Source organism: Kitasatospora sp. NBC_00315, assembly GCF_041435095.1.
Taxonomy (GTDB): Bacteria; Actinomycetota; Actinomycetes; order Streptomycetales; family Streptomycetaceae; genus Kitasatospora.
The window spans coordinates 2526862-2549710 of record NZ_CP108025.1 but is presented as its reverse complement, the minus strand read 5'-3'; the positions used below and the strand labels follow the sequence as shown (position 1 = coordinate 2549710).

Here is a 22849-nt window from a genome sequence, read left to right as displayed (position 1 = left end):
GGCCTTTCAGGAGAGCCCGGCGAGGACGGCCTCGCGCAGGCGCAGTACGGCGGGATCGGTACGGGCCGCGCTCTCACGCGGGCGGGGCACCTCGTGCAGGGCGGTGATCCCGCCGCCGCCGAGCACCGCGACCCGGTCGCCGAGCAGCAGGGCCTCGTCCACGTCGTGGGTCACGAACAGCACGGTGCAGCGCAGCCGTTCCCGGACGGTCAGCAGCAACTGCTGCATGGCGGAGCGGTTCTGGGCGTCCAGGGCGCCGAACGGCTCGTCCATCAGGACGGCGCGCGGCGATCCGGCCAGGGCGCGGGCGAGCTGCACGCGCTGGCGCTGGCCGCCGGACAACTGCCTCGGCAGCCGGTCGTCGTGGCCCTCCAGGCCGACCAGCCCGATCCACTCGGCGGCCGCCGCCCGGCGCTCCTCGCGCGGCGCGCGGCGGATCGCCAGCGGGAGTTCGACGTTGCGGCGCACGCTGCGCCAGGGCAGCAGGCCGTCCTCCTGGAAGACCAGCGCCCGGTCGGCGTGCGGGCCGGCCAGCCGTTCGCCGTCGGCCAGCAGTTCGCCGCCGTCGGGCGTCAGCAGGCCGGCGAAGGCGCGCAGCAGGGTGGACTTGCCGCAGCCGGACGCGCCGACCACGGTCAGCAGTTCGCCCGGCGCGACGTCCAGGTCGAGGCCGCGCAGCACGGGGTGTCCGGCGTGGCCGAGGGTGAGGTCGCGGGCGGTCAGCCGCAGGCCGGCGGTGCTCACAGGGCGCTCCCGGGGCGGGTCGGCAGCCACCGGGTGACCCGGCGGCCGAGGAGTTCGACGGCGGCCGAGGTCAGCCAGCCGAGCACGCCGATGGTGGCCATCCCGACGAAGACGCCGGGGTAGTCGAGCACGGTGTACGACTGCCAGGTGCGGTAGCCGACCCCGAACTGCCCGGAGACCATCTCGGCGGAGATCACGCAGATCCAGGAGACGCCGATGCCGACCGACAGCCCGCCGACCACCCCGGGCAGCGAGCCCGGCAGCACCACGCTCCACAGCACCCGCCACCGCCCGCCGCCCATGGTGCGCACGGCCTCCTCCCAGAGCGGCGGCACCGCGCGCACCGCGTGCCGGGTGGAGACCGCGACCGGGAAGAAGGCGGCCGTGAAGGTGATGAAGACGATGCCCTGCTCGTTGTCGGGGAAGAGCATGATCGCCACCGGGACGAGCGCGATCGCCGGGATCGGCCGGATCACCTCCAGCACCGGCCCCAGCAGGTCCGCGGCCCAGCGCGAGCGGGCGGTGGCGACCCCGGCGGCCACCCCGAGGACGGCGGCCAGCAGGAAGCCGCAGCCGATCCGGCGCAGGCTGTCGGCGAGATCCTGCCAGTACTGGTCGGTGCCGAGTTGGCGGCCGAAGGCCTGCCAGACCTGCACGGCGGTCGGCAGGTGGTCGAACCGCACCCACGCCCGTACCTTGCCGGCGGTGAGCAGCTGCCAGAGCCCGGCGAAGCCGAGCAGCGAGGCCGCGCGCAGCAGCCGCCGGCCTCGGCGGGCGGGGCGGCGCCCCGGGCGGGACGGTGCCGGCGGCGGGGCCTCCGCCTGCTGGAGAGTGGTGGTCACGACGCCGCCAGTGCTTCCTGGTAGCTCAGCTGCCGGGCGCCGGGGTGGGCGGCCAGGTACGCCTTGACGCCGTCCTCGGTGGTGAAGGGCAGCAGCTGGGCGCCGTCCTGCGCCCAGAGGTCCTTGTCGGCGAACCAGCGGGTCCCGGTGGCCGCGTCCGGCACGTACGCGGCGCGGACCTTCCGGCCGACGGCGGCCTTGACGGCCTTCAACAGGCAGGCCGGGGTGGCGGCGGGCCGGGTGGCGCTCTCGCCGTCGAACCAGATCTCGCCGGCCTTCGCCGGGTCGTCGACGGGCTGCCCGCAGACCGGGTCGGTGCCGGTGATCCGGGCCGGCGCGACGTCAGGCAGCGCGGCCTTCGCCAGGTACGAGGGGTCGACGAAACGGTCCAGGTCCAGGGCCTTCAGCACCCCGACCGACTTCAGGAACGGGACGTCGTCGCGCAGCGCCGCCAGCAGCTCGGGCCGAAGCGGCAGGGCGAAGGTGGCGATGCCGTTCGGGCCGTTGTAGAGGTGGACGACCTCCGGCGCCAGGCCGGTCGCCTCGGCGACCTGCTCGGAGGCGGCCAGCGGCTGCTCGTTGAGGTAGCGGGTGGCGTCGGCCTGGGCCCGCAGGAACGCCTCGACCACCTCGGGGTGGGCGGAGCCGTACTTCTGCCGGATCACCACGCCGTGCAGGGTCGGGCGGCCGAGCGCCGCGCCGTCGTACAGCAGCCGGGCGTCGCCGGCGAACACCACCTGGCCGGGCCAGGCCACGAACTGGGCCAGCGCGTCCACACTGCCGGCCTTCAACGCCGATGCGCCGATGGCGGGTTGCTGGTTCTGCTTGGAGATGTCGGCGTCCTGGACGCCCGCCTTGCGCAGGGCCTGGACGAGGGTGCCGTCGGCGGCCGAGCCCACCGAGGTGGAGACCTTCTTACCCAACAGGTCGGCGAGCGTGTGCGCCGGGGATCCGTTCGGTACCACCACGCTGTTGAGCGCGCCCAGCTCGTTGTAGCCGGTGATCGACACCAGCCGGGTGCCCGGGCCGCCGGCCTCCTGCGCCCGCGAGCCGTTGATCAGCAGCGGGTAGTCGCCCATCGAGCCGATGTCGATCTTGTCGGCCAGCATCTGCGCGGTGATCGGGGCACCCGAGTCGTAGTCCTGCCAGCTGACCTTGTAGGTCTTCCCGTCCTTCGCGCCCTGCTCGGCGAGCCGTTGCTCGAAGTAGCCCCGGGCCCGCAGCAGGGTGCCCGCGGTGACGGTGTTGATGGTCTTGGACTGGTACCCCACCACGACCTCGACGGTGGAACCGGAGGCGGCGTCGGCGGAGGAGCAGCCGGTGAGGCCGGCGAGCACGGCGGCGGCCAGCAGGGCCGGCAGCAGGGGTCCGGACGGGCGTGCCGTCGGCGGGCGTGTCATGGCGGTCGGGCTCCTCAGCGCAGCAGGTAGGGCATGTTGACGGTGACCGCCCCGGTGGGGCAGCGGGCGGCGCACGGGCCGCAGTACCAGCACTCGTCGACGTGCATGTAGGCCTTGTCGGTGTCCGGGTCGATGGCCAGCGAGTCGAGCGGGCACATCTCCACGCACAGCGTGCAGCCGTCGATGCAGAGCGAGGCGTCGATGGTCACGGGCACGTCGGAGCGGTGGTCGGCGAGTGCCATGGGTGTCTCCGTAAGTGGGCTTCAAGCAGGGGGGATTCGGTGGTGTGGCGTCAGAGCGCCGAGCGCAGCAGCCGGCCCTGCATGGTGATCCGGTCGCCCCGGAAGCGGACGTACTCCAGGTCCACCGGCCGGCCGTCCGCCAGCGTGGTCAGCCGCTCCAGCATCAACAGGGCTCCGCCGCGAGGGACTTCCAGCACGCTCGCCGAGTGCGGGTCGGCGTTCACCGCCTCCAGGGTGATGTCGGCCTGCCCGAGCGGCTGCCCGGCGGCCTCCTCGATCAGCCGGAAGACGTCCTGGTGGACGAGGTCCGCGGCGTCCAGCGCGGCGCCGATGTCGGGTGCCAGGTAGGTGAGGTCCAGCGACAGCGGCAGCCCGTTCAGCCGCCGCACCCGCTCCACGTACACCACGTCGGCGCCCTCCGGCAGCCCGAGCCGGCGCGCGACCGGGCCGGGGGCCCGGACCGGTCCGAACGAGCGGACCTCGTTGGTCACCTCGCCGTGCTCGTGCAGCGTCTCGGCCAGCCCCATCAGGCGGTTCAGCCCGTGCGGCACCTTCTCCGCCACCACCAGCGTCCCCGAGCCGGGGACCCGGCGCACCAGACCCTCGGTCCGCAGCAGGTCCAGCGCCTCCCGGACGGTGTTCCGGGACGTCCCGAACTCCTCGGCCAGCACGTCCTCGTGCGGCAGCGGCCGGGGCCCGTACGCCTCGCTCAGCACCTGCCGGCGCAGCACGTCGGCGACCTGCCGGGCCCGGTCCGCGCGGGGCCTGCCGGGCGGGCAGGCCCCGGTCGGCCGGGGCGGGTTCTCGGTGGTCATCGCGGGTGCTCCGGTACGGGTGGTCGGGGGCGGTGCTCCCCGGGCGGCTGGTTCTGGCAGAACCATAGGGTCGTACCGGCGGGTTGTTCGTTGCCGCGGCATTACGCCACCTGATGGTACGTCGGCACCCGGCGCCAGCAGGGTCGCGAGCCGCTCCCGGGCCGGAACCGCCACCCAGCGCCCGATCGGCGCCCGGGTGCTCCCGGCCGCCCGGCCACCCCCACTCATGGCCCAATGACCGGGACGGCGACCCGGGGCGCAGCACAGTGGGCGGGTCGCCGACCCGGGAAGGAACCCCGCCGTGGAGCTGAGGCGCAGCCCCGCCCTCGCCGCCGTCCTGCTGGTGCTCACCCTGACCACCGGGGTGATCGAGGCCGTCAGCCTGCTCGCCCTCGGCCACGTCTTCACCGCGCTGATGACGGGCAACATGCTCTTCCTCGCCTTCGGCCTGGCCGGCGGCCCCGGCCTGTCGGTGCCGGCGTCCTCGGTCTCGCTGGCGGCCTTCGCCGTCGGCAACCTGGCCGGCGCCCTGCTGGAGACCGAGGTCGAGGCCCGCAGGCGCCGCTGGTTCGTCACCGGCCTGGTCGTGGAGGCGGTCCTGCTCGGCGCGGCCGGCCTGGCCGCCGGCGGGATCGGTGGGCTCGACGAGCCGCTCACCGGCCACCTCTACCTGGTGATCGCCCTGACGGCCCTCGCGATGGGCCTGCGCAGCGTCACCACCCTGCGGGCGAGGGTCGCCGAACTGCCCACCACGCTCACCACCCGCGCGCTGACCTCGGTGATCAGCGGCCTGGCCCCGATCGTCGGACGCGACCCCGTCCGGGGCGGCGACGCCGGCTCCGCCGCACTGCGGGCCGCAGGCGTACTGGCGATGTTCCTCGGCGGCCTGCTCGGCGCCTGGATGCTCACCGCCGGCCACCGCCCCCAGCTCCCGCTGCTGGTGTCCGCCGTCGTCGTCCTGCTCTGCGCGATCGGCTACGGCCTCACCCCGCGCCGGCCCCCGGGAGAGCCTGGGACTGGCTAACCTGGGGGCATGAGCGCGCTCCCCGACTGGATGCGACCGCCCCGCGACGAGGGCTGGTTCGCCGACGACCTCGACCGCCTGCCCGAGGCACCCCGACACACCGAACTGATCGACGGAGCGCTGGTCTTCATGATGTCTCCCCAGCGCTGGTGGCACGGCGAACTGATCACGGACCTCGTCATCGCCCTGCGGACCCAGGTACCCGACGGTGCCAGGATCGGCAGGGAGATGACGATCAGGCTCGATCCACGCAACCGCCCGGAGCCCGATCTGCTGGTGACCACCGCCGGGTACGAGGCGGACCGCACCTGGTTCGCCCCCGAGGAGGTCTCCCTCGTCGTCGAGGTCGTCTCCCCCGAGTCCGCCCACCGCGACCGCACCGTCAAGGTCCGCAAGTACGCCGAAGCCGGGATCCCGCACTACTGGCTGATCGAGGAGGAGGCCGGCGCGCCGGTCGTCCACGTCTACGAACTCGACACCGTCACCTCCTCCTACGCACCCGCCGGGATCTTCCGCGCGAAGCTGGAGCGTCCCGTCCCGTTCCCGATCACGATCGACCTGGACGGGCTGCTGCCCGCCCGCAAGCGGACGGATTGAGGCCCGCCCGGGGCTCTCTGCGAGACTGCGGAGCATGTCGCAACCTCATGTCGTCGTGATCGGCGGCGGTATCGCGGGCCTCGCCGCCGCCGCCTTCCTCAGCGGAGCGGACGGCGGCGGGGCGAGAGCCTCGGTCACCCTGCTGGAGTCCTCCGGACGCCTGGGCGGGAAGCTGCGGACCGGCGAGGTCGGCGGCGTCCGGGTCGACCTCGGCGCCGAGTCGGTGCTCGCCCGACGCCCGGAGGCCGTCGCCCTGGCGCGGGCCGTCGGCCTGGCCGACGCCCTGCAGCCGCCCAACCCGGTCAAGGCCGCGATCTGGACCAGGGCCGCGCTGCGCCCGCTGCCCGGCGGCCAGGTGATGGGCGTCCCCGGCGACCTCGACGCGCTCGCCGCCGCCGGCGTCCTGTCGCCCGAGGGTCTGGCCCGCGCGCACCGCGAGGGCGAGGCGCCGGCCGTCGGCGAGGATGTCGCGATCGGCGCGTACGTCGCAGCCCGGCTCGGCCGGGAGGTCGTCGACCGGCTGGTCGAGCCGCTGCTCGGCGGCGTCTACGCGGGCCACGCCGACGAGATCTCGCTGCGCGCCGCCGTCCCCCAACTGCTCGCCCTCGCCCGCAGCGGCGCCCCGCTGGTGGAGGGCGTGCACGAGCTGGCCACCCGCCCGCAGAACACCGCCGGCCCCGTCTTCCAGGGCCTGGACGGCGGCATCGGCACCCTCCCCGAAGCCGTCGCGGCCGCCTGCCGCGAGGCCGGTGCAGACCTGCGCACCGGCAGCCCGGTGGACGAGTTGCGCCGCACCCCCGAGGGCTGGCGTGTCGTGGTCGGCGGCGAGAGCCTGCACGCGGACGCCGTCGTGCTGGCCGTCCCCGCGCCGGAGGCCGCCCGGCTGCTGCGCACCGACGCGCCCGGCGCCGCCGCCGACCTCGCCGCCGTCGAGTACGCCGGCATGGCGCTGGTGACCATGGCCTTCCGCCGGGCCGACCTGCCCGAGCCGCCGGCCGGCAGCGGCTTCCTGGTGCCGCCGGTGGACGGGCGCAGCATCAAGGCGTCCACCTTCTCCTCCAACAAGTGGGGCTGGCTGGAGCGCGCCGCCCCCGACACCTTCGTGCTGCGCACCTCGCTCGGCCGCCACCGCGAGGAACAGGCACTGGAGCTTCCCGACGAGGAGCTGGTCGCCCGCTCGCTGGCCGACCTCGCCGAGGCGGTCGGGCTGGACGCGCGGCCGTACGACACCACCGTCACCCGCTGGCGCGCCGGGCTGCCGCAGTACCCGGTCGGCCACCTCGACCGGGTGGCACGGATCCGCGAGCACACCGGCCGGCTCGGCGCGCTCGCGCTGTGCGGCGCCGCGTACGACGGGGTGGGCATCCCGGCCTGCATCGCGAGCGCGCGCCGCGCCGTCGACGAGCTGTCGACCCCGGGGGCCGCAGCGGCCCCGACAGAGGGGACAATGTCCGCATGACCGATACCGCTGAGCAGCAGCAGCCGGAGAAGAAGAAGGCCCGCGACCTCAACCAGGTGATCCGCTACACCCTGTGGTCGGTGTTCAGGCTCAAGGGCAACCTGCCCGAGGACCGCGCCGCCCTGGCGGCCGAGGTCGACGAGCTGTTCGCCCAGCTGGCCGCCAAGGACGTCACGGTGCGCGGCACCTACGACGTCTCCGGGCTGCGCGCCGACGCGGACCTGATGATCTGGTGGCACGCGGAGGACTCCGACGACCTGCAGGAGGCGTACAACCGCTTCCGCCGCACCGCGCTCGGGCGCGAGCTGGAGCCGGTCTGGTCCAACATGGCGCTGCACCGCCCGGCGGAGTTCAACAAGTCGCACATCCCGGCGTTCCTCGCCGACGAGGCGCCGCGCGACTACATCTGCGTCTACCCGTTCGTCCGCTCCTACGAGTGGTACCTGCTGCCGGACGACGAGCGTCGCGCGATGCTCGCCGAGCACGGCAAGATGGCGCGCGGCTACCCCGACGTGCGGGCCAACACCGTGGCCTCGTTCGCGCTCGGCGACTACGAGTGGCTGCTCGCCTTCGAGGCGGACGAGCTGCACCGGATCGTCGACCTGATGCGCGACCTGCGCCCGTCGCGGGCCCGCCTGCACGTGCGCGAGGAGGTGCCGTTCTTCACCGGGCGCCGCAAGCCGGTCTCCGAGCTGCTGAACGGCCTGGCCTGATCCGATCGGGTGGGTGAGGGCGGTCCCCGGCCGGGGACCGCCCTCACCCGTACCCGGATCCGCGGCGCGCCGTCGGCGTTCCCGAGCCGCGCCCGGTCCGGCGCCCGGTCCGGCGCTCCAAGCCTGCTTCCCGGTCCGGCGCCCGGCGATCGGTGCCCGCGCCCCGCCCGGCGCCGTGCTCTCAGTGCCGCAGTGCGGCCCGCAGGCGGGCGTCCGGCACCGCGGCCGGTCCGGTCATCGCCACGGCTGTGAGCAGTTCACCGTCGGCCGCCGCGGAGGGCCGCGGCAGGCGGACCGCCCGCAGCACCTCCTGGCCCGCCGGCGAGGCCCACCGGGTGTACGGATAGACGTCGACCCGGGCCATCAGCAGGGTGCCCGAGGTCAGGATCACCGGCAGCGCGAACCAGGCCAGGGCCGCCGCGGCGTCCGCACGGCCCGACGGCCCGAGGGCGAGCGCGGCGGTCAGCAGCACCAACGAGAGCAGCAGCGACTGCCGGACCCGGCGGACGGCCAGTGCCGTGCTCTCCCGGACCAGCGCTGGGGTGGCCAGGCCGGCGGTGCAGAGCCGGGCGCCGATCTCCAGCACCGTCGGGTGCGCGGCCATCGCGCGCCGCAGCTCGCCGGTGCGGCACTGCCCGTCGGGGCCGACCGCGGCCACCAGCGCCCGCTCCAGCCGGCTGCGCCCCTGCGGGTCGGCGACGCTCGTCCAGCCGGTGTGCGCCAGGTGCAACCGCCCGCGGGAGGCCATCAGGACCAGGGCGGTGTCGACCACCCTGGCCGGGCCGCCCGCGAGGTACGCCGTCTCGTACAGGCCGATCCCGAGCGCCTCGGCGGGTCGGGGGCCGTCGAGCCCGGCGAGCGCGTCGGCGGTGGCGGCGATCCGGACCAGCCGCAGACAGGACAGCACGGCGGCGGCGCAGGCCGGGAGCAGGAGGAGCAGCCACATGGGCCTGTTGTAGACCGCTTCCGGCCATTCGCGGAACGGTTCCCGGCCCGCGATACCGAACTGTGACCACCCCGCCCCGGCTCCCGCCCCGGCTCCCGCCGCCGGGCGGAGCGGGTTCACTTACCGTTGTGATCCGGGTCGGCCGCCAGGGAGATGACGCCCAGATGGCCGTCCCCGTCCCGGGTCACGGTCGGCAGCATGCCCGGCTCGTAGATGGAGTCGCCGGGTCCGCGGTGGTGACGGCCTGCGGCGAGACCTCGGCGCTCGCCCCGGTGGTGGTGGTCACCCGGCTGGTGCCGCCGCTCCCGCCGCAGGCCGCGAGCAGCGCGCCCAGTCCGATGCTGCTGATTCCCGCCAGTGCCGTACGGCGGCCGACCCGCCGGCCCTCGTGCTCGTGTCCCGTGCCCCGGGAGCGTAGGAGCCGTGGACGAGCGGCGTCTGTGACGCGGATGAGCGTGCGCCCATCCACCTCACCGGGCATCAGGAGCCGCAGCTCGAACCGCAACTCGAACCGCAACTGCTCGACGATCCGCAGCTGCTCGACGACCCGCAGGACGAGGACGACGACCCGCACGAGGAGGACGATCCGCAGCTCGTCGACGACCCGCAGCCGGAGGATCCGCAGCCCGACCCGCCGGAGTGGCCCGAGTGACCCGAGTCGGAGGAGCCGCACCAGCTCGCCGACGAGGATCCGCAGCTCGACCCGGACGAGCCCGTGGCCCCGGCCCCCGCCAACGGCCGGGCGGTCACGGCGGCGGCGAGCATCGCCTCCTGCAGCTCCTCGTCCGGCAACCCGGAGCCCACCCCGTTCAGCGCGACGCCGCCGAGCAGCAGCGCGCCGGCCACACCCACCCCCTGCCGGGGCTTCCACGGCCCGCCCTCGGTCATCAGCTTCAGCTGGCGCTTGCCCGCCGGCGTGATCCGCGCCCGGCGTACCCGGGTGGCCACCAGGGTGACGGCGCCGACCAGCAGCAGGGCCAGCACCCCGCCGAGGATCGGCCGTTCGTCGAAGGGCCGCCCGATCGTCAGGGCGAACCCCGCCACCGTGCCGACCACGGCGAACAGCATCGCCAGCTGAAGCAGCCTGCGGGCCGACCGTGCCCGGCGCAGCCGCGCCGGGTCCCGCATCAGCCCGCGGTCGGCGAGCCGGTCGCCGATCCGCTGGACGGCGTCCGCGGTCATGGCCGCCCGGCGCAGGCCGATCAGGTCGCGCTGGCGCAGGTCGCCGGCCGCCACGATCAGCGCGGCCTCGACGTCGTCGTAGGTCTTGGTGGAGGTGATGGTGACCAGGCCGCCGCGCGAGACGATCGCCCGGCCCTCCTGGTGCATCCGGACCAGCACGGTGTCGACCACCCGGCCGGGCCCGCCCGCCAGGAACGCGGCGTCCAGCAGCGGGAGCCCGCGACCGGGCAGCCCCTGCGGATGCGGTACCTGCCGCACCCGGGTCGCCGACCGGGCGGCGTTCACGGCCGCGGCGAGCAGCAGCAGGGCGGTGACGATGAGGTGGATCTCGTGCCACATGGTTCTGTCCCCCGGACGGTGAGTGGTTCGGTCAGTCGTGCTGCGGGCGCCGAGTCCGGCGCGGCCGGCCCGGCAGGGCGCGCTCCCGGGCCGGGGCGAGCAGGCGTTCCAGCTCCCGGCGCGGTTCGGGGCCGGGCCCGCCCTCCCCGGCCGCCAGCACCCAGGTGACGAAGGCCCGGGCGTCCTCCCGATAGCTCCCGGGCTGCGGGCACTGCCGGGCGTACCGCAGGAACAGCGGCCCGAAGGCGGGACCGAGCAGCAGCGCCGGCTCGGGGACGACCCGGGCGACGGTGTCCCGCCGCTTGGCGGCCAGCCCGGCCGCCTGGGCCCGCACCTGGGCGGGGTCGAAGCCCGGCGGCACCGGTCCGCCTCCGACGAGCGCCGCCAGCAGGGCGGCCTGACGGTCGGCCAGGGCGGCTCGTGCCACGGTCAGTTCGGCGTCCTCGCCGTCCGTCCGGGCCAGGTACTCAAGACGCTCCGACACGGTGCCCCACCTCCCGCGGCAGCCGCGCGGCGGGCGCCCGCCGCTCCAGTACCGCGCGGATCGTGTCCAGCTCGCCGGCCAGCTCGGCCGGTGGCGGGAAGTTGCCGTCGCGCTCCAGCAGCACGCCGGGCGGCGCCACCCGGGCGCAGAGCTCGGCCAGCACCTCCAGCACGGGACCGGTGACGGGGTGGGCGTGGGTGTCGTGCCAGATCCCGTCGACCAGCCGGCCGCCCGCCACGTGCACGTAGGCGATCGCCTCCACCGGCAGCCGGTCCAGCTCGGCGGCCGGGTCCACCCCGAGGTTGACCCGGTTGGTGTGCAGGTTGGCGACGTCGATCAGCAGCCGCACGCCGGTCCGCTCGACCAGCTCCGCCAGGAACTGGCCTTCGGTGAGCTCGTCCTCCGGCCACGCCAGCTGCGCCGCGATGTTCTCCAGCGCGAGGGGTACCGGCAACTGCTCCTGGGCGATCCGGACGTTCTCGGCGACCACCCGCAGCGAGTCCCGCGAGCGCGGCACCGGCAGCAGGTGCCCGGCCTCCAGGCCGCCCGCCCGGACGACGGCCAGGTGCTCGGTGACCAGCGGCGACTCCAGGGCGACGGCGGCCTGGGCGAGGCGGGCGAGCCGGGCCGGGTCGGGCAGCCCGGCGCCGCCGAGGCCGAGCGAGACGCCGTGCGGCACGACGGTGACGCCGCGCCGCCGCAGCACCCGCAAGGACTCGGGGAGGTGACCGGCGCAGATGTTCTCGGCGACCACCTCGACCCAGTCCAGGCCGGGCAGCCGCTCCACGACGGTGTCGATCTCGGCCCGCCAGCCGATACCGACGCCGAGCCGGGGCAGGTTCTTCGCAGGGGAGGTCATGGGTTCGCCCCCTTCGGAGGGCTCGCGGTGCGAGGGACCGGACGGGCCGCGGGCATCGTTGCGGGGCGGCTGCCGGCCGGTGTGGGACTACCGGGTGCGGGGTGGGTCGACCGCACGTTGCTGAGGATGTCCCCGGGTAAAGCCGTTGCCAAGCCCCGGCCGGGATTCTCAGAGCATTACTTGAGCAAGTCGGCCGCCGCCGTTCCTCCCGGGGGCCGGGGCCATCGCTCCCTGGGGCCGGTGCCGTCTCTCCCGGCGGCCGGTGCCACTGCTCCGACCAGGGAAAACCCGGTGCGGGGGGTGAGGTGCCCGGTTAGCCTGACATGCCTATGACGTTGATGATCCGTGACTTCACCCCCGCCGACGCCGATGCCACCGCCGCCGCCCACCGGGCCGGCCGCGAACACCTGGTCCTGACACCCGAGATGTTCGGCTGGTTCGCCGCGCACCAGCCGGCCGGCCGGCACTACCGCACCTTCGTGGCCGAACTCGACGGCCTGGTCGTCGGGAGTATCCGCTGCGGCCTGGTCACCGGTACCAGCAGTGCGGGCGTCGCCTCGGCCAACGGCAGCGTGCTGCCCGGCCACCGCCGCCGCGGCGCCTTCACCGCCCTGCTGGCCGCCGCCGAACGGCACCTCGCCGCCCACGGCGCCACCGAGGTCCACAGCTGGGTCGACGACGTGCCCGAGGGTCTCGCCTTCGCCGCCCGCCGAGGCTACCGGCAGGGCAGGTCGGCGTACTTCGCCCACCGCGACCTCACTGCCCCGCTGCCGCCCGTGCCCGCCCTCCAGGCGGGCGTCGAACTCCGGACGGCGGCCGATCACCGGGACGACCCGTACTCCCTGTTCGTCGTCGTGGCGGACGCCCTGCGGGACGAACCCGACGACGTCGAGCACGACCGGACCGACTACGACGACTGGCTCGGCAGTGTCTGGGCCCGGCCCGATCTCGACCGCGAACTGACCGTCGTCGCCCTCGTCGACGGCCGGCCGGCCGCCCTCAGCGCCGTCCAGACGGACGGAGCCGCCCGCTACTGGTCGGCCTTCACCGGGTGCCGCCGCGCGTACCGCGGCCGGGGCCTGTCCACCCTGGCCAAGACGCACTCGCTGCACCTGGCCCGGGCAGCCGGGCTGACCGACGCGTTCACCAGCAACGACGCCACCAACGCCCCGATGCTGGCGATCAACGAACGGCTCGGTTACCGGCGCTGCGCCGGTGAGCGGAGGTTCATCAAGCAGCTGACGTCCTGACACACGGGCGCCTTCACGTACGTGCGCCCTGACGTACGGGCACTTCGACGGGCGCGCGCTGCCCTGATGCACGGGTGCCTTGACGCACCGACGGCTCCGGGCGGGCGCTGCGGCCCAATTCCGTTGCGCGCTCCCGGCCCCGGCGGGCAAGCTGGGGCACACGCCGAGGGGCGTAGCTCAGCCGGCCAGAGCGGCGGTCTCCAAAACCGCATGTCGCAGGTTCGAATCCTGTCGCCCCTGCACCTCTCCCCACCCGGGTACGTCCGACCTCGGTACGTCCGACCCGGACACTCCCGGCGGGCTCCCCGCCCGGAGCCCGCGATGGGCCACCATGGCCGGGACGGTCCGTCCCGGCAGAGAGGCCCCGCTCCACCCATGAGCCAGAAACCCCCGCCCGGAGCCGAGGGCCCCGGCCGGCCCGGCGGACGACGCGGCACCCGCGGCCCCCGCAAGGGCGGCCGTCCACCCGCCTTCCCGCCCCGTCCCGACGGCCCGCCCGATCCGGACCCGGAGCCTCGCGTCGTGCCGCGGCGGCCCTCCCCGGACGCGCCGGCCTCTCCCGGGCCGGGCGCCGGGGAACGAGGAGCGGCTGACCCGGAACCGGCGCAGGTCGAGGTGAACGACGGCGGGCGGGCGGACGGCGAGCCCGGGCATCGCCGGGAGCACCGGGCTGATCCCTGAGCCGGGACGGCACACGGACGCGGCGCCGCCCGCTTGATCCGGCGGCACGCGCCCCGGGGGGCGGTGGTCGATCAAGTGTTCCCACCCCGGCGGCCCTCCCGGAGGGTGGCCGGCCGGAGCGGGACCGCGCCGCCGAAGGGCCTGGCCACCGAGAAGGGGCCGGTTCGCTCCGGTACGCGCGGACACCAGTATGGCCGTCCCGGACCGGCGCCGGCACCACGGACGTGGCCGGCGCCGTCCGGGACGGCCATGAGCGCGGGGCGCGTGGTGACCCGGCGTCACCCGCGGCCGGGTACGGTCAGTCCTCGGCCGGCTTCAGCGTCAGCGAGACGCTGTTGATGCAGTACCGCTGGTCCGTCGGGGTGCCGTAGCCCTCGCCCTCGAAGACGTGGCCGAGGTGCCCGCCGCAGGTGGCGCAGCGGACCTCGACGCGCCGCATGCCGAGGGTGCTGTCCTCGATGTACTGGACGCGGTCGCCGGCCAGCGGCGCGTAGTACGAGGGCCAGCCGCAGTGGCTGTCGAACTTGGTCTCCGAACTGAACAGCTCCGTCCCGCAGGCGCGGCAGCTGTAGACGCCGACCGTTCTGGTGTCGGTGTACTCGCCGACGAAGGGGCGCTCCGTACCGGCCTCGCGGAGCACGTGGTACTCCTCGGGGCTGAGCTGGGCGCGCCACTCGGCGTCGGTCTTCTCGATCTCGTAGCTCACGGCGTGCTCCCTGTCTGGCGCGGTTCAGGCGTTGGTTGCAACGTTCGCGAGGTGCTCGAGGATTTCCGGGCCGAGGTTGGTGACGTCGCCGGCACCCATCGTGAGCAGCAGGTCGCCGGGCCGGGCGAGGCCGGCCAGCAGGGCGGGCGCGGCGTCGAAGGCGTGCTCGGCGGTGACGTCGGCGCCGGCGCGGTGGGCGGCGTCGATGATCAGCTCGCTGGTCACACCGGCGATCGGGTCCTCGCGGGCCGGGTAGATGTCCAGCACGACGGAGGCGTCGGCGAGCGCCAGGGCCTGGCCCATCTCCTCGGCGAGCTGCTGGGTGCGGCTGAACAGGTGCGGCTGGAAGACGACGAGGACGCGGCCCCGGCCTTCCAGGCCCTCGCGGACGGCCTCCAGGTCGGCGGTCATCTCGGTCGGGTGGTGGGCGTAGGAGTCGATCACCTGGACGCCCCCGGCCTCACCCTTGAGCTGCAGGCGGCGGCGGACCCCGGTGTAGGCGCCGAGGGCCTTGGCGAGGTCGGTGGGCGGCACACCGAGGGCGGCGCCGGCGGCCAGTGCGGCGACCGCGTTGTGGGCGTAGTGGCGGCCGGGGACGGAGACCGTGAAGGTGAGCTCCGCGTCGTCGACGAGAACGGTGACCTCGCTGGTCATGCCCCGGGCGACGACCGACAGGACGCGCACGGTGGCGTCCTCGGCGGCGCCGACGGTGACGATGTTCGGGCCGCCGTCGCGGCCGGCGAGGCGGGCGGTGAGCTCGCGGGCGCCGGCGTGGTCGGCGGAGATCACCAGGGTGCCGCCGGGGGTGATCCGTCCGACGAAGGTCTCGAAGGACTCGTGGATCTCCTCGATCGAGGCGTAGTTCGCATGGTGGTCGAGCTCCACGTTGAGGACGATGGCGACCTCGGGGGCGTACTTGTGGAAGCTGCGGTCGCTCTCGTCGGCCTCGGCGACGAAGATCTCGCCCGTCCCGTGGTGGGCGTTGCTGCCGGGGGCGTCGAGGTCGCCGCCGATGGCGTACGACGGGTCGAGGCCGAGCTCGGCGAGACTCACGGCGAGCATGCTGGTGGTGGTGGTCTTGCCGTGGGTGCCGGCGACGGCGAGCGCGCGGCGGCCGCCCATCAGCGCGGCGAGCGCGTCGGAGCGGTGCACGACCGGGATGCCGCGCCCACGGGCGGCGGCGAGCTCCGGGTTGTCCTCGCGGATGGCGCTGGAGACGACGATGCTGCTGGCCCCGTCGGGCACGTTCGAGGCCGCGTGGCCGACGTGGACCCGGGCCCCGAGCGCGCGCAGCGCCAGGACCGTCTCGGACTCCTTGGAGTCACTGCCGGAGACCCGGGCACCGCGCACCGCGAGGATCTTCGCCAGTCCGGACATGCCGGCCCCGCCGATGCCGATGAAGTGCGGGGCGTGCAGGTCGTGCGCGGCGTCGTTCAAGGCGGGGCTCCGTACGGGCGGGGGCGGCGGGGGCAGGGCGGGCGAACCGTCCTCGCGGGCCGGTCACCCCGGCCCACAAGGACGATTCTGCACCACCGGGGGCGTGGGTCAGGAGTCGCTGGCGAACAGTCGCAGGACCGGTACACCCACCTTGTGCCGGGCCTGGGAGGCCCAGTCGCGGTGGAAGAACTCCTCGACGAAGTGCGGCGAGGTGAGCACCACCACCTCGTCCGCGGCATTGGTCTCGACGACCGAGCGCAGGTGGTCGAGAGGCTTCTCCTGGACCAGCTCGCCGACCGCCTCGGCCCCGGCCTCCCGCAGGTGGCGCAGGCTGTGTTCGAGCGATTCGCCGGCGATCGTGGGGCCGGTCTCGGTCACGTCGTGTTCGTGCACCACCTTGTCGAGATGTCCGAGGGCCACGTCGTCGAGCGCGCGGAGCAGTTCGTCCTGCTTGCCGCGTGGCTGCATCAGGACGATGAAGGAGACCTTCTCCTCGCTGTGCAGCGTGGTGACGAGCTCCACATCGGCATCGGAGAGCGCCTTCTCGATCATCAGTACGGTTTTGAACACGTGAGTCCCTTCCGGTTGCAGGCCCCGGAGTCCGGCGTCCAGTCCCATACTGCCCGGAGGAAGCTTTCCTCACGCTGCACACACGGCGCAGACAGCACACGCGTCACGGTGGGATCTGGATCACAGGGCTCGCGGACGCAGGTAGCGGGCGAAGAGGAAACCTTTCTGCTCGATCAATGAGACCAGCCGCATCAGCTGCACGTCCGGCATTTGCGCACCCTGGACTATGCGCGGCGCGTCGCCGCCGGTGATCAGCGGCGCCGTCGACAGGCACAGCTCGTCCAGCAGGCCCGCGGCGGCCAGCTGCCCGAGCAGCCGCGGTCCGCCCTCGCTCAGCAGGCGGGTCCAGCCGCGGTCGGCCAGGGCCGCCACCGCGGCCGGGAGGTCCACCGAACCCACGCCGGCGACCACCACGTCCGCCACCTCGCCCACGGCCGCGAGCGCCACCGCCGGGGCGTCCTCGGTGGTGATCACCACCGTCCTGACCAGCGGCTCGGTGAAGAGCGGCGCCGCCAGGTCCAGCTCCAGCGAACGGCTGACGATCGCGATCACGGGAGCCGGGCCCTGCCCGGCCGCCCGCCGCGCCGCCGCGAACTCCGCCCGCGCCCGGGCCGGCCGGTAGCCCTCCGCGCGGACCGTCTGGGCCCCCACCAGCACCACGTCCGACAGGGCCCGCAGCACCCCGAAGATCCGCTTGTCGGCATCTCCGGACAGCCCCTCGGAGAGGCCGTCCAGCCCGGCGCCGCCGTCCAGCCCCGCCACCATGTTGGCCCGCAGCCACGGCCGGCCCCGGTCCACCTGCTCCGGGTAGGCGTAGAGGGCCGCCAGCGACTCCAGGGACGCCGGATCGGGCCGCTCGGCGCCCCGGGCGGGTTCGGGCAGGGGACTGATCAGCAGCTGCATGGGATCCAGTCTTCCACCAGGCGTACTCTCTACTAACGTGTCCGCACCCTCCAGCCCCGATTCCATAGCGACCCCGGCCCCGGCCGCGGTCGGCTCCGAGACCGCGACGACCCCGGTCGCGCTCACCGACCGCCGCCCGGTGGTGCCGGCCGAGCGCCTGGTCGCCGAGATGGTCCCGCCACCGAGGTTCTCCGACGTCTCGTTCGGCAGCTACCTGCCGGATCCGACGCAGCGCAGCCAGTACGAGGCCGTCCAGGTCCTGGAGCAGTTCGCGGGCACCCTCAACAGCACCGCCACGGCACCGAAGCGCAGCTGGTTCCGCCGCACCGCCGCCACCCCCGCGGGGCCGGCCGGCGTGTACCTCGACGGCGGCTACGGCGTCGGCAAGACCCACCTGCTCGCCTCGCTCTGGCACGCCACCCCCGGCCCGAAGGCCTTCGGCACCTTCGTCGAGCTGACCAACCTGGTCGGCGCCCTCGGCTTCCAGCAGGCGGTCCAGACCCTCTCCGGGCACCGGCTGCTCTGCATCGACGAGTTCGAGCTGGACGACCCCGGCGACACCGTCCTGGTCTCCACCCTGCTCGGGCGGCTGGTCGACAACGGGGTCAAGCTCGCCGCCACCTCCAACACGCTGCCCGACAAGCTGGGCGAGGGCCGGTTCGCCGCCGCCGACTTCCTGCGCGAGATCCAGGGCCTGGCCGGGCACTTCCGGCCCCTGCGGATCGACGGCCAGGACTACCGCCACCGCGGCCTGCCCGAGGCCCCGCCGCCGTACACCGACGAGGCCGTGGAGGCCGCCGCCGGGCGGACCCCGGGCGCCTCGCTGGACGGCTTCGACGCCCTGCTGAACCACCTCGCGGTCGTCCACCCCAGCCGCTACGGCGCCCTGCTGGACGACGTCCACGCCGTCTTCCTGCGCGGGGTCCAGCCCGTCGAGGACCAGTCCACCGCGCTGCGCCTGGTCGTCCTCGCCGACCGGATGTACGACCGCGAACTGCCGATCACGGCCTCCGGCATCCCCTTCGACCAGGTCTTCTCCGCGGAGATGCTGCGCGGCGGCTACCGCAAGAAGTACCTGCGGGCGGTCTCCCGGCTGGTGGCCCTGGCCCGCGACAGCGAGAGGATCACGCGGGGGACGGTCTGACGGCACCGCCCCGGGCCGCCCCGCTGACAGGGGCGCGGGCAGGGGCGCGGGCGGGGGCGCGGGGCCGGGCGCGGGATCGGCGCTCCGGGTCGAATTGTCGGTGCCGGGTCGTACGGTGGTCTGGTGCGACCCATCACGAGCATTGAGCGGACCACGGCGCCCTTCGAGGTCGTCAGCCCCTACCAGCCCAACGGCGACCAGCCGGCGGCGATCGCCGATCTGGAGCGCCGCATCCGCGCGGGTGAGCAGGACGTCGTCCTCCTCGGCGCCACCGGTACCGGCAAGTCGGCGACCACCGCGTGGATGATCGAGAAGCTCCAGCGGCCCACCCTGGTGATGGCCCCCAACAAGACGCTGGCCGCCCAGCTGGCGAACGAGTTCCGCGAGCTGCTGCCGAACAACGCCGTCGAGTACTTCGTCTCGTACTACGACTACTACCAGCCCGAGGCGTACGTCCCGCAGACGGACACCTACATCGAGAAGGACTCCTCGATCAACGAGGAGGTCGAGCGGCTGCGCCACTCCGCGACCAACTCCCTGCTCACCCGCCGTGACGTGATCGTGGTCGCCTCCGTCTCCTGCATCTACGGCCTCGGCACGCCGCAGGAGTACGTGGACCGGATGGTCCAGCTCAAGGTCGGCGAGGAGATCGACCGGGACGTCCTGCTGCGGCGCTTCGTCGACATCCAGTACTCCCGCAACGACCTCGCCTTCACCCGGGGCACCTTCCGGGTCCGCGGCGACACCATCGAGATCTTCCCGGTGTACGAGGAGCTGGCTCTCCGGATCGAGATGTTCGGGGACGAGATCGAGGCGCTCTACACGCTGCACCCGCTCACCGGCGAGATCATCAGCCAGGACGACGCCGTGCACGTCTTCCCCGCCTCGCACTACGTCGCCGGCCCGGAGCGGATGGAGCGGGCGGTCAACGGCATCGAGAAGGAGCTGGAGGAGACGCTCGCCCGGATGGAGAAGCAGGGCAAGCTGCTGGAGGCCCAGCGGCTGCGGATGCGCACCACCTACGACATCGAGATGCTCCGCCAGATCGGCACCTGCTCCGGCGTCGAGAACTACTCGATGCACTTCGACGGCCGCGCGCCGGGCACGGCCCCCAACACCCTGCTCGACTACTTCCCGGAGGACTTCCTCCTGGTCATCGACGAGTCGCACGTCACCGTGCCGCAGATCGGCGCGATGTACGAGGGCGACGCCTCCCGCAAGCGCACCCTGGTCGAGCACGGGTTCCGGCTGCCCTCGGCGATGGACAACCGCCCACTGAAGTGGGAGGAGTTCCTGGAGCGCACCGGACAGACGGTCTACCTCTCCGCCACCCCCGGCAAGTACGAGCTGTCGCGCGGCGACGGCGTGGTGGAGCAGATCATCCGCCCGACCGGCCTGATCGACCCCGAGATCGTGGTCAAGCCCACCGAGGGCCAGATCGACGACCTGGTGCACGAGGTGCGCAAGCGGGTCGAGCGCAACGAGCGGGTGCTGGTCACCACGCTGACCAAGAAGATGTCCGAGGACCTCACCGACTACATGCTCGGCCTCGACATCCGCGTCAGGTACCTGCACAGCGACATCGACACGCTGCGCCGGGTCGAGCTGCTGCGCGAGCTCCGGGCCGGCGAGTACGACGTGCTGGTGGGCATCAACCTGCTCCGGGAGGGCCTCGACCTGCCCGAGGTGTCGCTGGTCGCGATCCTGGACGCGGACAAGGAGGGCTTCCTGCGCTCCGGCACCTCGCTGATCCAGACCATCGGCCGCGCCGCCCGCAACGTCTCCGGCCAGGTGCACATGTACGCGGACCGGATCACCGCGGCGATGGAGAAGGCCATCGACGAGACCAACCGCCGCCGCGAGGTCCAGCAGGCCTACAACGCCAAGCACGGCATCGACCCGCAGCCGCTGCGGAAGAAGATCGGTGACATCCTCGACACCCTCAGCCGCGAGGAGATCGACACCGAGGAACTGCTCTCCACCGGCTACCGCGGCAGCGGCAAGGGCAAGGCGCCGGTGCCCGCCCTGGGGGCCGACCGCAAGCCCGCCAAGAACCTCCCGGCCACCGAGCTCGCCGACCTGATCCAGCAGCTGACCGAGCGGATGCACGCCGCCGCCACGGATCTCCAGTTCGAGGTCGCCGCCCGGATCCGCGACGAGGTGAAGGAGCTCAAGAAGGAGCTCCGCCAGATGCGCGAGGCGGGCATGGCATGAGGCCGGTCGGGACGAAGCGGCCCGGGTCGGGCGCGGCGGCGTCCCGGCTCCGGCTCAATCGGGTACGTCCTGCGTGATGCCGCCGCCCGCAGGCCATAGGCTGGCCTGCGGATGTCGGCCGCGTGCCGTCGTCGGCCAACGGGTCGGCGGCGTCGGGGCGGGCGGCATCAGGGGGCCTCAGCCGGGGGACGGCAACGGGGTGTTCCGCCGTTGAGCCGGCGCGGGGAACCGACCCGCGCGGCCTGGGAGAGAGGACAGCACCGTGTCGGTGAACCTGGCCAAGGGACAGCAGGTCAGCCTGCAGAAGAGTTCGGGCGAGTCCCTGACCGTCGTCCGGATGGGGCTGGGCTGGCAGGCCGCCCCGAAGCGCGGCCTGTTCGGCAGCCGCACCCGTCAGATCGACCTGGACGCGTCGGCGCTGCTGTACGCCGAGAAGACCCCCTCGGACGTGGTCTTCTTCCAGCACCTGGAGAGCAACGACGGCTCGGTGCGGCACACCGGGGACAACCTGGTGGGCGGCGCCGGCGCCGGGGGCGACGACGAGTCGATCCTGGTCGACCTCGCGCACGTGCCGCCGCACATCACCCAGGTGGTGTTCACGGTCAGCTCCTACACCGGGCAGACCTTCGCCGAGGTGCGGCACGCGCACTGCCGCCTGGTGGACGAGAGCACCGGCCAGGAGCTGGCGCGGTACGAGCTGGCGGGCGGCGGCCCGCACACCGGCCAGATCATGGCGAAGGTCTTCCGGGAGGAGTCCGGCGGCTGGGGGATGCAGGCGATCGGCGCACCGGCCCGGGCCCGGACGTTCCAGGACATGCTGCCGGCCATCGACCCGTTCCTCTGACCCGGTCCGGACCTGGGCCCCTGGCCCGGGCCTCCGACCTGGGCCCGATCCCCGGGCCCGGACCGGTGAGGACCGACTCCTGAAGCCCGCTCCCGACCTCTGAGGCCGGGCGCCCGGAGGCCGGCGCCCGGCCGTCCGCGTTCGGCCCGGCGGCCCCGGCCGTCGACCGGTCGCGTCGAGGCGGCGGAGCTGCTTCACCCGGGGCGGTTCTTTACCTTCTTTACCTTTTCTTGGGCTTCCTGTTAGTGTTGACGGCAGCGGAGGGGAGTATTCCCCCGCAGTGTTCCCGTCATCACGGACGCCCTTCGGCGGCGTCCCGGGGCACTGGTCCGAGTGCCCGGCACCGCGGGGCGCACGGGCGGAAGAGACCTCCGGCAGTGACGATGACTGTCTCGCCTACCTGCCGGAGGAGCAGCAAGTGGACGTATCCCTTTCCCTGTGGATCGGCACCGTCGGGGTGTTGGTCGCCCTGGTCGTGGCCGATTTCTTCATCGGGGGCCGCAAACCGCACGAGGTCTCGATCAAGGAGGCCGGCGCCTGGACGGTCGTCTGGGTCGCGCTGGCCCTGGTCTTCGGCGGCTTCCTCTGGTGGCACTCCGGCTCCCGGCCCGCCGGCGAGTTCTTCGCCGGCTACATCACCGAGAAGTCGCTCAGCGTCGACAACCTCTTCGTGTTCATCCTGATCATGGGCAAGTTCGCGGTGCCCCGGATCTACCAGCAGCGCGTCCTGATGTTCGGTGTGATCATCGCGCTCGTCCTGCGGGCGGTGTTCATCGCCGGCGGCGCGGCCCTGGTCACGCAGTTCTCGTGGGTGTTCTACATCTTCGGCGCGTTCCTGGTCTGGACGGCCTGGAAGCTGATCAAGGACGCCCGGGCCGAGGAGGAAGAGGAGGAGTTCGAAGAGAACCGCCTGCTCAAGTCCATCGAGCGGCGCTTCCCCTCGACCGACACCTACCACGGCACCAAGCTCTTCATCCGGGAGAACGGCCGCCGGCTGATGACGCCGATGCTGATCGTCATGCTGGCGATCGGCACCACGGACGTCCTGTTCGCACTGGACTCCATCCCCGCGATCTTCGGCCTCACCCAGGACCCGTACATCGTCTTCACCGCGAACGCCTTCGCCCTGATGGGCCTTCGCCAGCTGTACTTCCTGATCGGCGGGCTGCTGAAGAAGCTGGTCCACCTCAGCTACGGCCTGTCGGTGATCCTCGGCTTCATCGGCGTGAAGCTGGTGCTGCACGCACTGCACGAGAGCGGCGTGCACGTGCCGGAGATCGGGATCCCGTTCTCGCTGGGCTTCATCGTGGTGGTGCTGGCCGTCACCACGGTGACCAGCCTGATCGCCTCCGGGAAGCAGGCGGCGGAGCAGCCGCAGGACGAGCAGGACAAGATCGACGCCTAGTTCGTGGCAGCGGCCCCGGGAACCGGCGGTACCGGTTCCCGGGGCCGCT

23 protein-coding genes and 1 tRNA gene are annotated in these 22849 nt (G+C 73.6%); 10 read left to right on the top strand and 14 right to left on the bottom strand.

Going from position 1 to position 22849, the window contains the following annotated elements:
• Nucleotides 1-6: 6 nt before the first annotated feature.
• The 5 genes from OG823_RS10170 to OG823_RS10150 form a co-directional block, all read right to left on the bottom strand.
• Entirely contained in the window at nucleotides 7-744 is a 738-nt protein-coding gene (locus OG823_RS10170; RefSeq protein ID WP_371479142.1) for an ABC transporter ATP-binding protein, read from the bottom strand.
• Nucleotides 741-1502, bottom strand: a complete 762-nt coding sequence (locus tag OG823_RS10165) for an ABC transporter permease (protein ID WP_371484394.1) — start codon at nucleotides 1500-1502, stop codon at nucleotides 741-743. Before OG823_RS10165 ends, OG823_RS10170 begins: the two co-directional genes overlap by 4 nt.
• Nucleotides 1503-1582: 80 nt before the next feature.
• Complete coding sequence (locus tag OG823_RS10160) at nucleotides 1583-2986, bottom strand: ABC transporter substrate-binding protein (protein ID WP_371479141.1); 1404 nt, start codon at nucleotides 2984-2986, stop codon at nucleotides 1583-1585.
• 14 nt (nucleotides 2987-3000) lie between these two features.
• A complete protein-coding gene (locus tag OG823_RS10155; RefSeq protein WP_371479140.1) occupies nucleotides 3001-3228 on the bottom strand; it encodes a ferredoxin family protein in 228 nt (75 codons plus the stop codon).
• Between the two features lie 50 nt (nucleotides 3229-3278).
• Complete coding sequence (locus OG823_RS10150; protein WP_371479139.1) at nucleotides 3279-4043, bottom strand: GntR family transcriptional regulator; 765 nt, start codon at nucleotides 4041-4043, stop codon at nucleotides 3279-3281.
• A 301-nt stretch (nucleotides 4044-4344) separates the two neighbouring features.
• Between OG823_RS10150 and OG823_RS10145 the strand changes: the two genes are divergently transcribed.
• Genes OG823_RS10145 through hemQ form a run of 4 tightly spaced genes read left to right on the top strand, consistent with a single transcriptional unit; the run spans nucleotide 4345 to nucleotide 7836 of the window.
• On the top strand, nucleotides 4345-5067 hold the full coding sequence (locus OG823_RS10145; protein WP_371479138.1) for a YoaK family protein: 723 nt from the start codon (nucleotides 4345-4347) through the stop codon (nucleotides 5065-5067).
• Between the two features lie 9 nt (nucleotides 5068-5076).
• A complete protein-coding gene (locus tag OG823_RS10140; RefSeq protein WP_371479137.1) occupies nucleotides 5077-5664 on the top strand; it encodes a Uma2 family endonuclease in 588 nt (195 codons plus the stop codon).
• 34 nt (nucleotides 5665-5698) lie between these two features.
• Complete coding sequence (gene hemG, locus OG823_RS10135; protein ID WP_371479136.1) at nucleotides 5699-7123, top strand: protoporphyrinogen oxidase; 1425 nt, start codon at nucleotides 5699-5701, stop codon at nucleotides 7121-7123.
• Entirely contained in the window at nucleotides 7120-7836 is a 717-nt protein-coding gene (hemQ, locus tag OG823_RS10130) for a hydrogen peroxide-dependent heme synthase (protein ID WP_371479135.1), read from the top strand. Before hemG ends, hemQ begins: the two co-directional genes overlap by 4 nt.
• Nucleotides 7837-8017: 181 nt before the next feature.
• Here the strand turns inward: hemQ and OG823_RS10125 are convergent, their stop codons facing one another.
• The 5 genes from OG823_RS10125 to OG823_RS10105 all read right to left on the bottom strand — a co-directional run bounded on the left by OG823_RS10125 (nucleotide 8018) and on the right by OG823_RS10105 (nucleotide 11646).
• On the bottom strand, nucleotides 8018-8782 hold the full coding sequence (locus OG823_RS10125; RefSeq protein ID WP_371479134.1) for a TIGR04222 domain-containing membrane protein: 765 nt from the start codon (nucleotides 8780-8782) through the stop codon (nucleotides 8018-8020).
• Nucleotides 8783-8966: 184 nt separating this feature from the next.
• Entirely contained in the window at nucleotides 8967-9356 is a 390-nt protein-coding gene (locus OG823_RS10120) for a hypothetical protein (protein ID WP_371479133.1), read from the bottom strand.
• Entirely contained in the window at nucleotides 9263-10303 is a 1041-nt protein-coding gene (locus tag OG823_RS10115; protein WP_371479132.1) for a TIGR04222 domain-containing membrane protein, read from the bottom strand. The genes OG823_RS10120 and OG823_RS10115 overlap by 94 nt, the downstream gene beginning before the upstream one ends.
• A gap of 31 nt (nucleotides 10304-10334) precedes the next feature.
• Nucleotides 10335-10787 (bottom strand): hypothetical protein, encoded by a 453-nt coding sequence (locus tag OG823_RS10110; RefSeq protein ID WP_371479131.1) that lies wholly within the window; start codon nucleotides 10785-10787, stop codon nucleotides 10335-10337.
• Nucleotides 10771-11646, bottom strand: a complete 876-nt coding sequence (locus tag OG823_RS10105; RefSeq protein ID WP_371479130.1) for a DUF692 domain-containing protein — start codon at nucleotides 11644-11646, stop codon at nucleotides 10771-10773. Before OG823_RS10105 ends, OG823_RS10110 begins: the two co-directional genes overlap by 17 nt.
• Before the next feature lie 329 nt (nucleotides 11647-11975).
• Between OG823_RS10105 and OG823_RS10100 the strand changes: the two genes are divergently transcribed.
• Together OG823_RS10100 and OG823_RS10095 are read left to right on the top strand one after the other, a co-directional pair.
• Nucleotides 11976-12896, top strand: coding sequence for a GNAT family N-acetyltransferase (locus OG823_RS10100; protein WP_371479129.1), 921 nt, complete (start codon nucleotides 11976-11978; stop codon nucleotides 12894-12896).
• Between the two features lie 166 nt (nucleotides 12897-13062).
• Nucleotides 13063-13136, top strand: a tRNA-Trp gene (locus OG823_RS10095).
• A gap of 739 nt (nucleotides 13137-13875) precedes the next feature.
• On the opposite strand, the gene msrB is transcribed toward OG823_RS10095, so the two are convergent.
• The 4 genes from msrB to OG823_RS10075 form a co-directional block, all read right to left on the bottom strand.
• On the bottom strand, nucleotides 13876-14283 hold the full coding sequence (msrB, locus tag OG823_RS10090; RefSeq protein ID WP_371479128.1) for a peptide-methionine (R)-S-oxide reductase MsrB: 408 nt from the start codon (nucleotides 14281-14283) through the stop codon (nucleotides 13876-13878).
• Between the two features lie 24 nt (nucleotides 14284-14307).
• Nucleotides 14308-15720, bottom strand: coding sequence for a UDP-N-acetylmuramate--L-alanine ligase (gene murC, locus OG823_RS10085; protein ID WP_371479127.1), 1413 nt, complete (start codon nucleotides 15718-15720; stop codon nucleotides 14308-14310).
• A gap of 108 nt (nucleotides 15721-15828) precedes the next feature.
• Nucleotides 15829-16290, bottom strand: a complete 462-nt coding sequence (locus OG823_RS10080; protein WP_371479126.1) for an indole-3-glycerol phosphate synthase — start codon at nucleotides 16288-16290, stop codon at nucleotides 15829-15831.
• Nucleotides 16291-16410: 120 nt separating this feature from the next.
• Nucleotides 16411-17193: a pyrimidine reductase family protein gene (locus OG823_RS10075; protein WP_371479125.1), complete on the bottom strand. Its 783-nt coding sequence runs from the start codon at nucleotides 17191-17193 to the stop codon at nucleotides 16411-16413.
• 37 nt (nucleotides 17194-17230) lie between these two features.
• Between OG823_RS10075 and zapE the strand changes: the two genes are divergently transcribed.
• The 4 genes from zapE to OG823_RS10055 all read left to right on the top strand — a co-directional run bounded on the left by zapE (nucleotide 17231) and on the right by OG823_RS10055 (nucleotide 22800).
• Complete coding sequence (gene zapE / locus OG823_RS10070; protein WP_371479124.1) at nucleotides 17231-18337, top strand: cell division protein ZapE; 1107 nt, start codon at nucleotides 17231-17233, stop codon at nucleotides 18335-18337.
• Between the two features lie 123 nt (nucleotides 18338-18460).
• Entirely contained in the window at nucleotides 18461-20551 is a 2091-nt protein-coding gene (uvrB, locus tag OG823_RS10065; RefSeq protein WP_371479123.1) for an excinuclease ABC subunit UvrB, read from the top strand.
• 262 nt (nucleotides 20552-20813) lie between these two features.
• Nucleotides 20814-21395, top strand: coding sequence for a TerD family protein (locus OG823_RS10060; RefSeq protein ID WP_371479122.1), 582 nt, complete (start codon nucleotides 20814-20816; stop codon nucleotides 21393-21395).
• A gap of 418 nt (nucleotides 21396-21813) precedes the next feature.
• The gene (locus OG823_RS10055; RefSeq protein WP_371479121.1) at nucleotides 21814-22800 is read left to right on the top strand and encodes a TerC family protein; all 987 of its coding nucleotides are present in this window, start codon (nucleotides 21814-21816) and stop codon (nucleotides 22798-22800) included.
• The last annotated feature ends 49 nt before the right edge of the window (nucleotides 22801-22849 follow it).

Bases quoted from the DNA above. Each gene is read 5' to 3' on its own strand.
- hemG (WP_371479136.1), top strand. From the start codon at position 5,699: ATGTCGCAACCTCATGTCGTCGTGATCGGCGGCGGTATCGCGGGCCTC.
- OG823_RS10100 (WP_371479129.1), top strand. From the start codon at position 11,976: ATGACGTTGATGATCCGTGACTTCACCCCCGCCGACGCCGATGCCACC.
- OG823_RS10140 (WP_371479137.1), top strand. From the start codon at position 5,077: ATGAGCGCGCTCCCCGACTGGATGCGACCGCCCCGCGACGAGGGCTGG.
- OG823_RS10115 (WP_371479132.1), bottom strand. From the start codon at position 10,303: ATGTGGCACGAGATCCACCTCATCGTCACCGCCCTGCTGCTGCTCGCC.
- OG823_RS10125 (WP_371479134.1), bottom strand. From the start codon at position 8,782: ATGTGGCTGCTCCTCCTGCTCCCGGCCTGCGCCGCCGCCGTGCTGTCC.
- hemQ (WP_371479135.1), top strand. From the start codon at position 7,120: ATGACCGATACCGCTGAGCAGCAGCAGCCGGAGAAGAAGAAGGCCCGC.
- OG823_RS10150 (WP_371479139.1), bottom strand. From the start codon at position 4,043: ATGACCACCGAGAACCCGCCCCGGCCGACCGGGGCCTGCCCGCCCGGC.
- OG823_RS10160 (WP_371479141.1), bottom strand. From the start codon at position 2,986: ATGACACGCCCGCCGACGGCACGCCCGTCCGGACCCCTGCTGCCGGCC.
- OG823_RS10075 (WP_371479125.1), bottom strand. From the start codon at position 17,193: ATGCAGCTGCTGATCAGTCCCCTGCCCGAACCCGCCCGGGGCGCCGAG.
- OG823_RS10105 (WP_371479130.1), bottom strand. From the start codon at position 11,646: ATGACCTCCCCTGCGAAGAACCTGCCCCGGCTCGGCGTCGGTATCGGC.
- OG823_RS10155 (WP_371479140.1), bottom strand. From the start codon at position 3,228: ATGGCACTCGCCGACCACCGCTCCGACGTGCCCGTGACCATCGACGCC.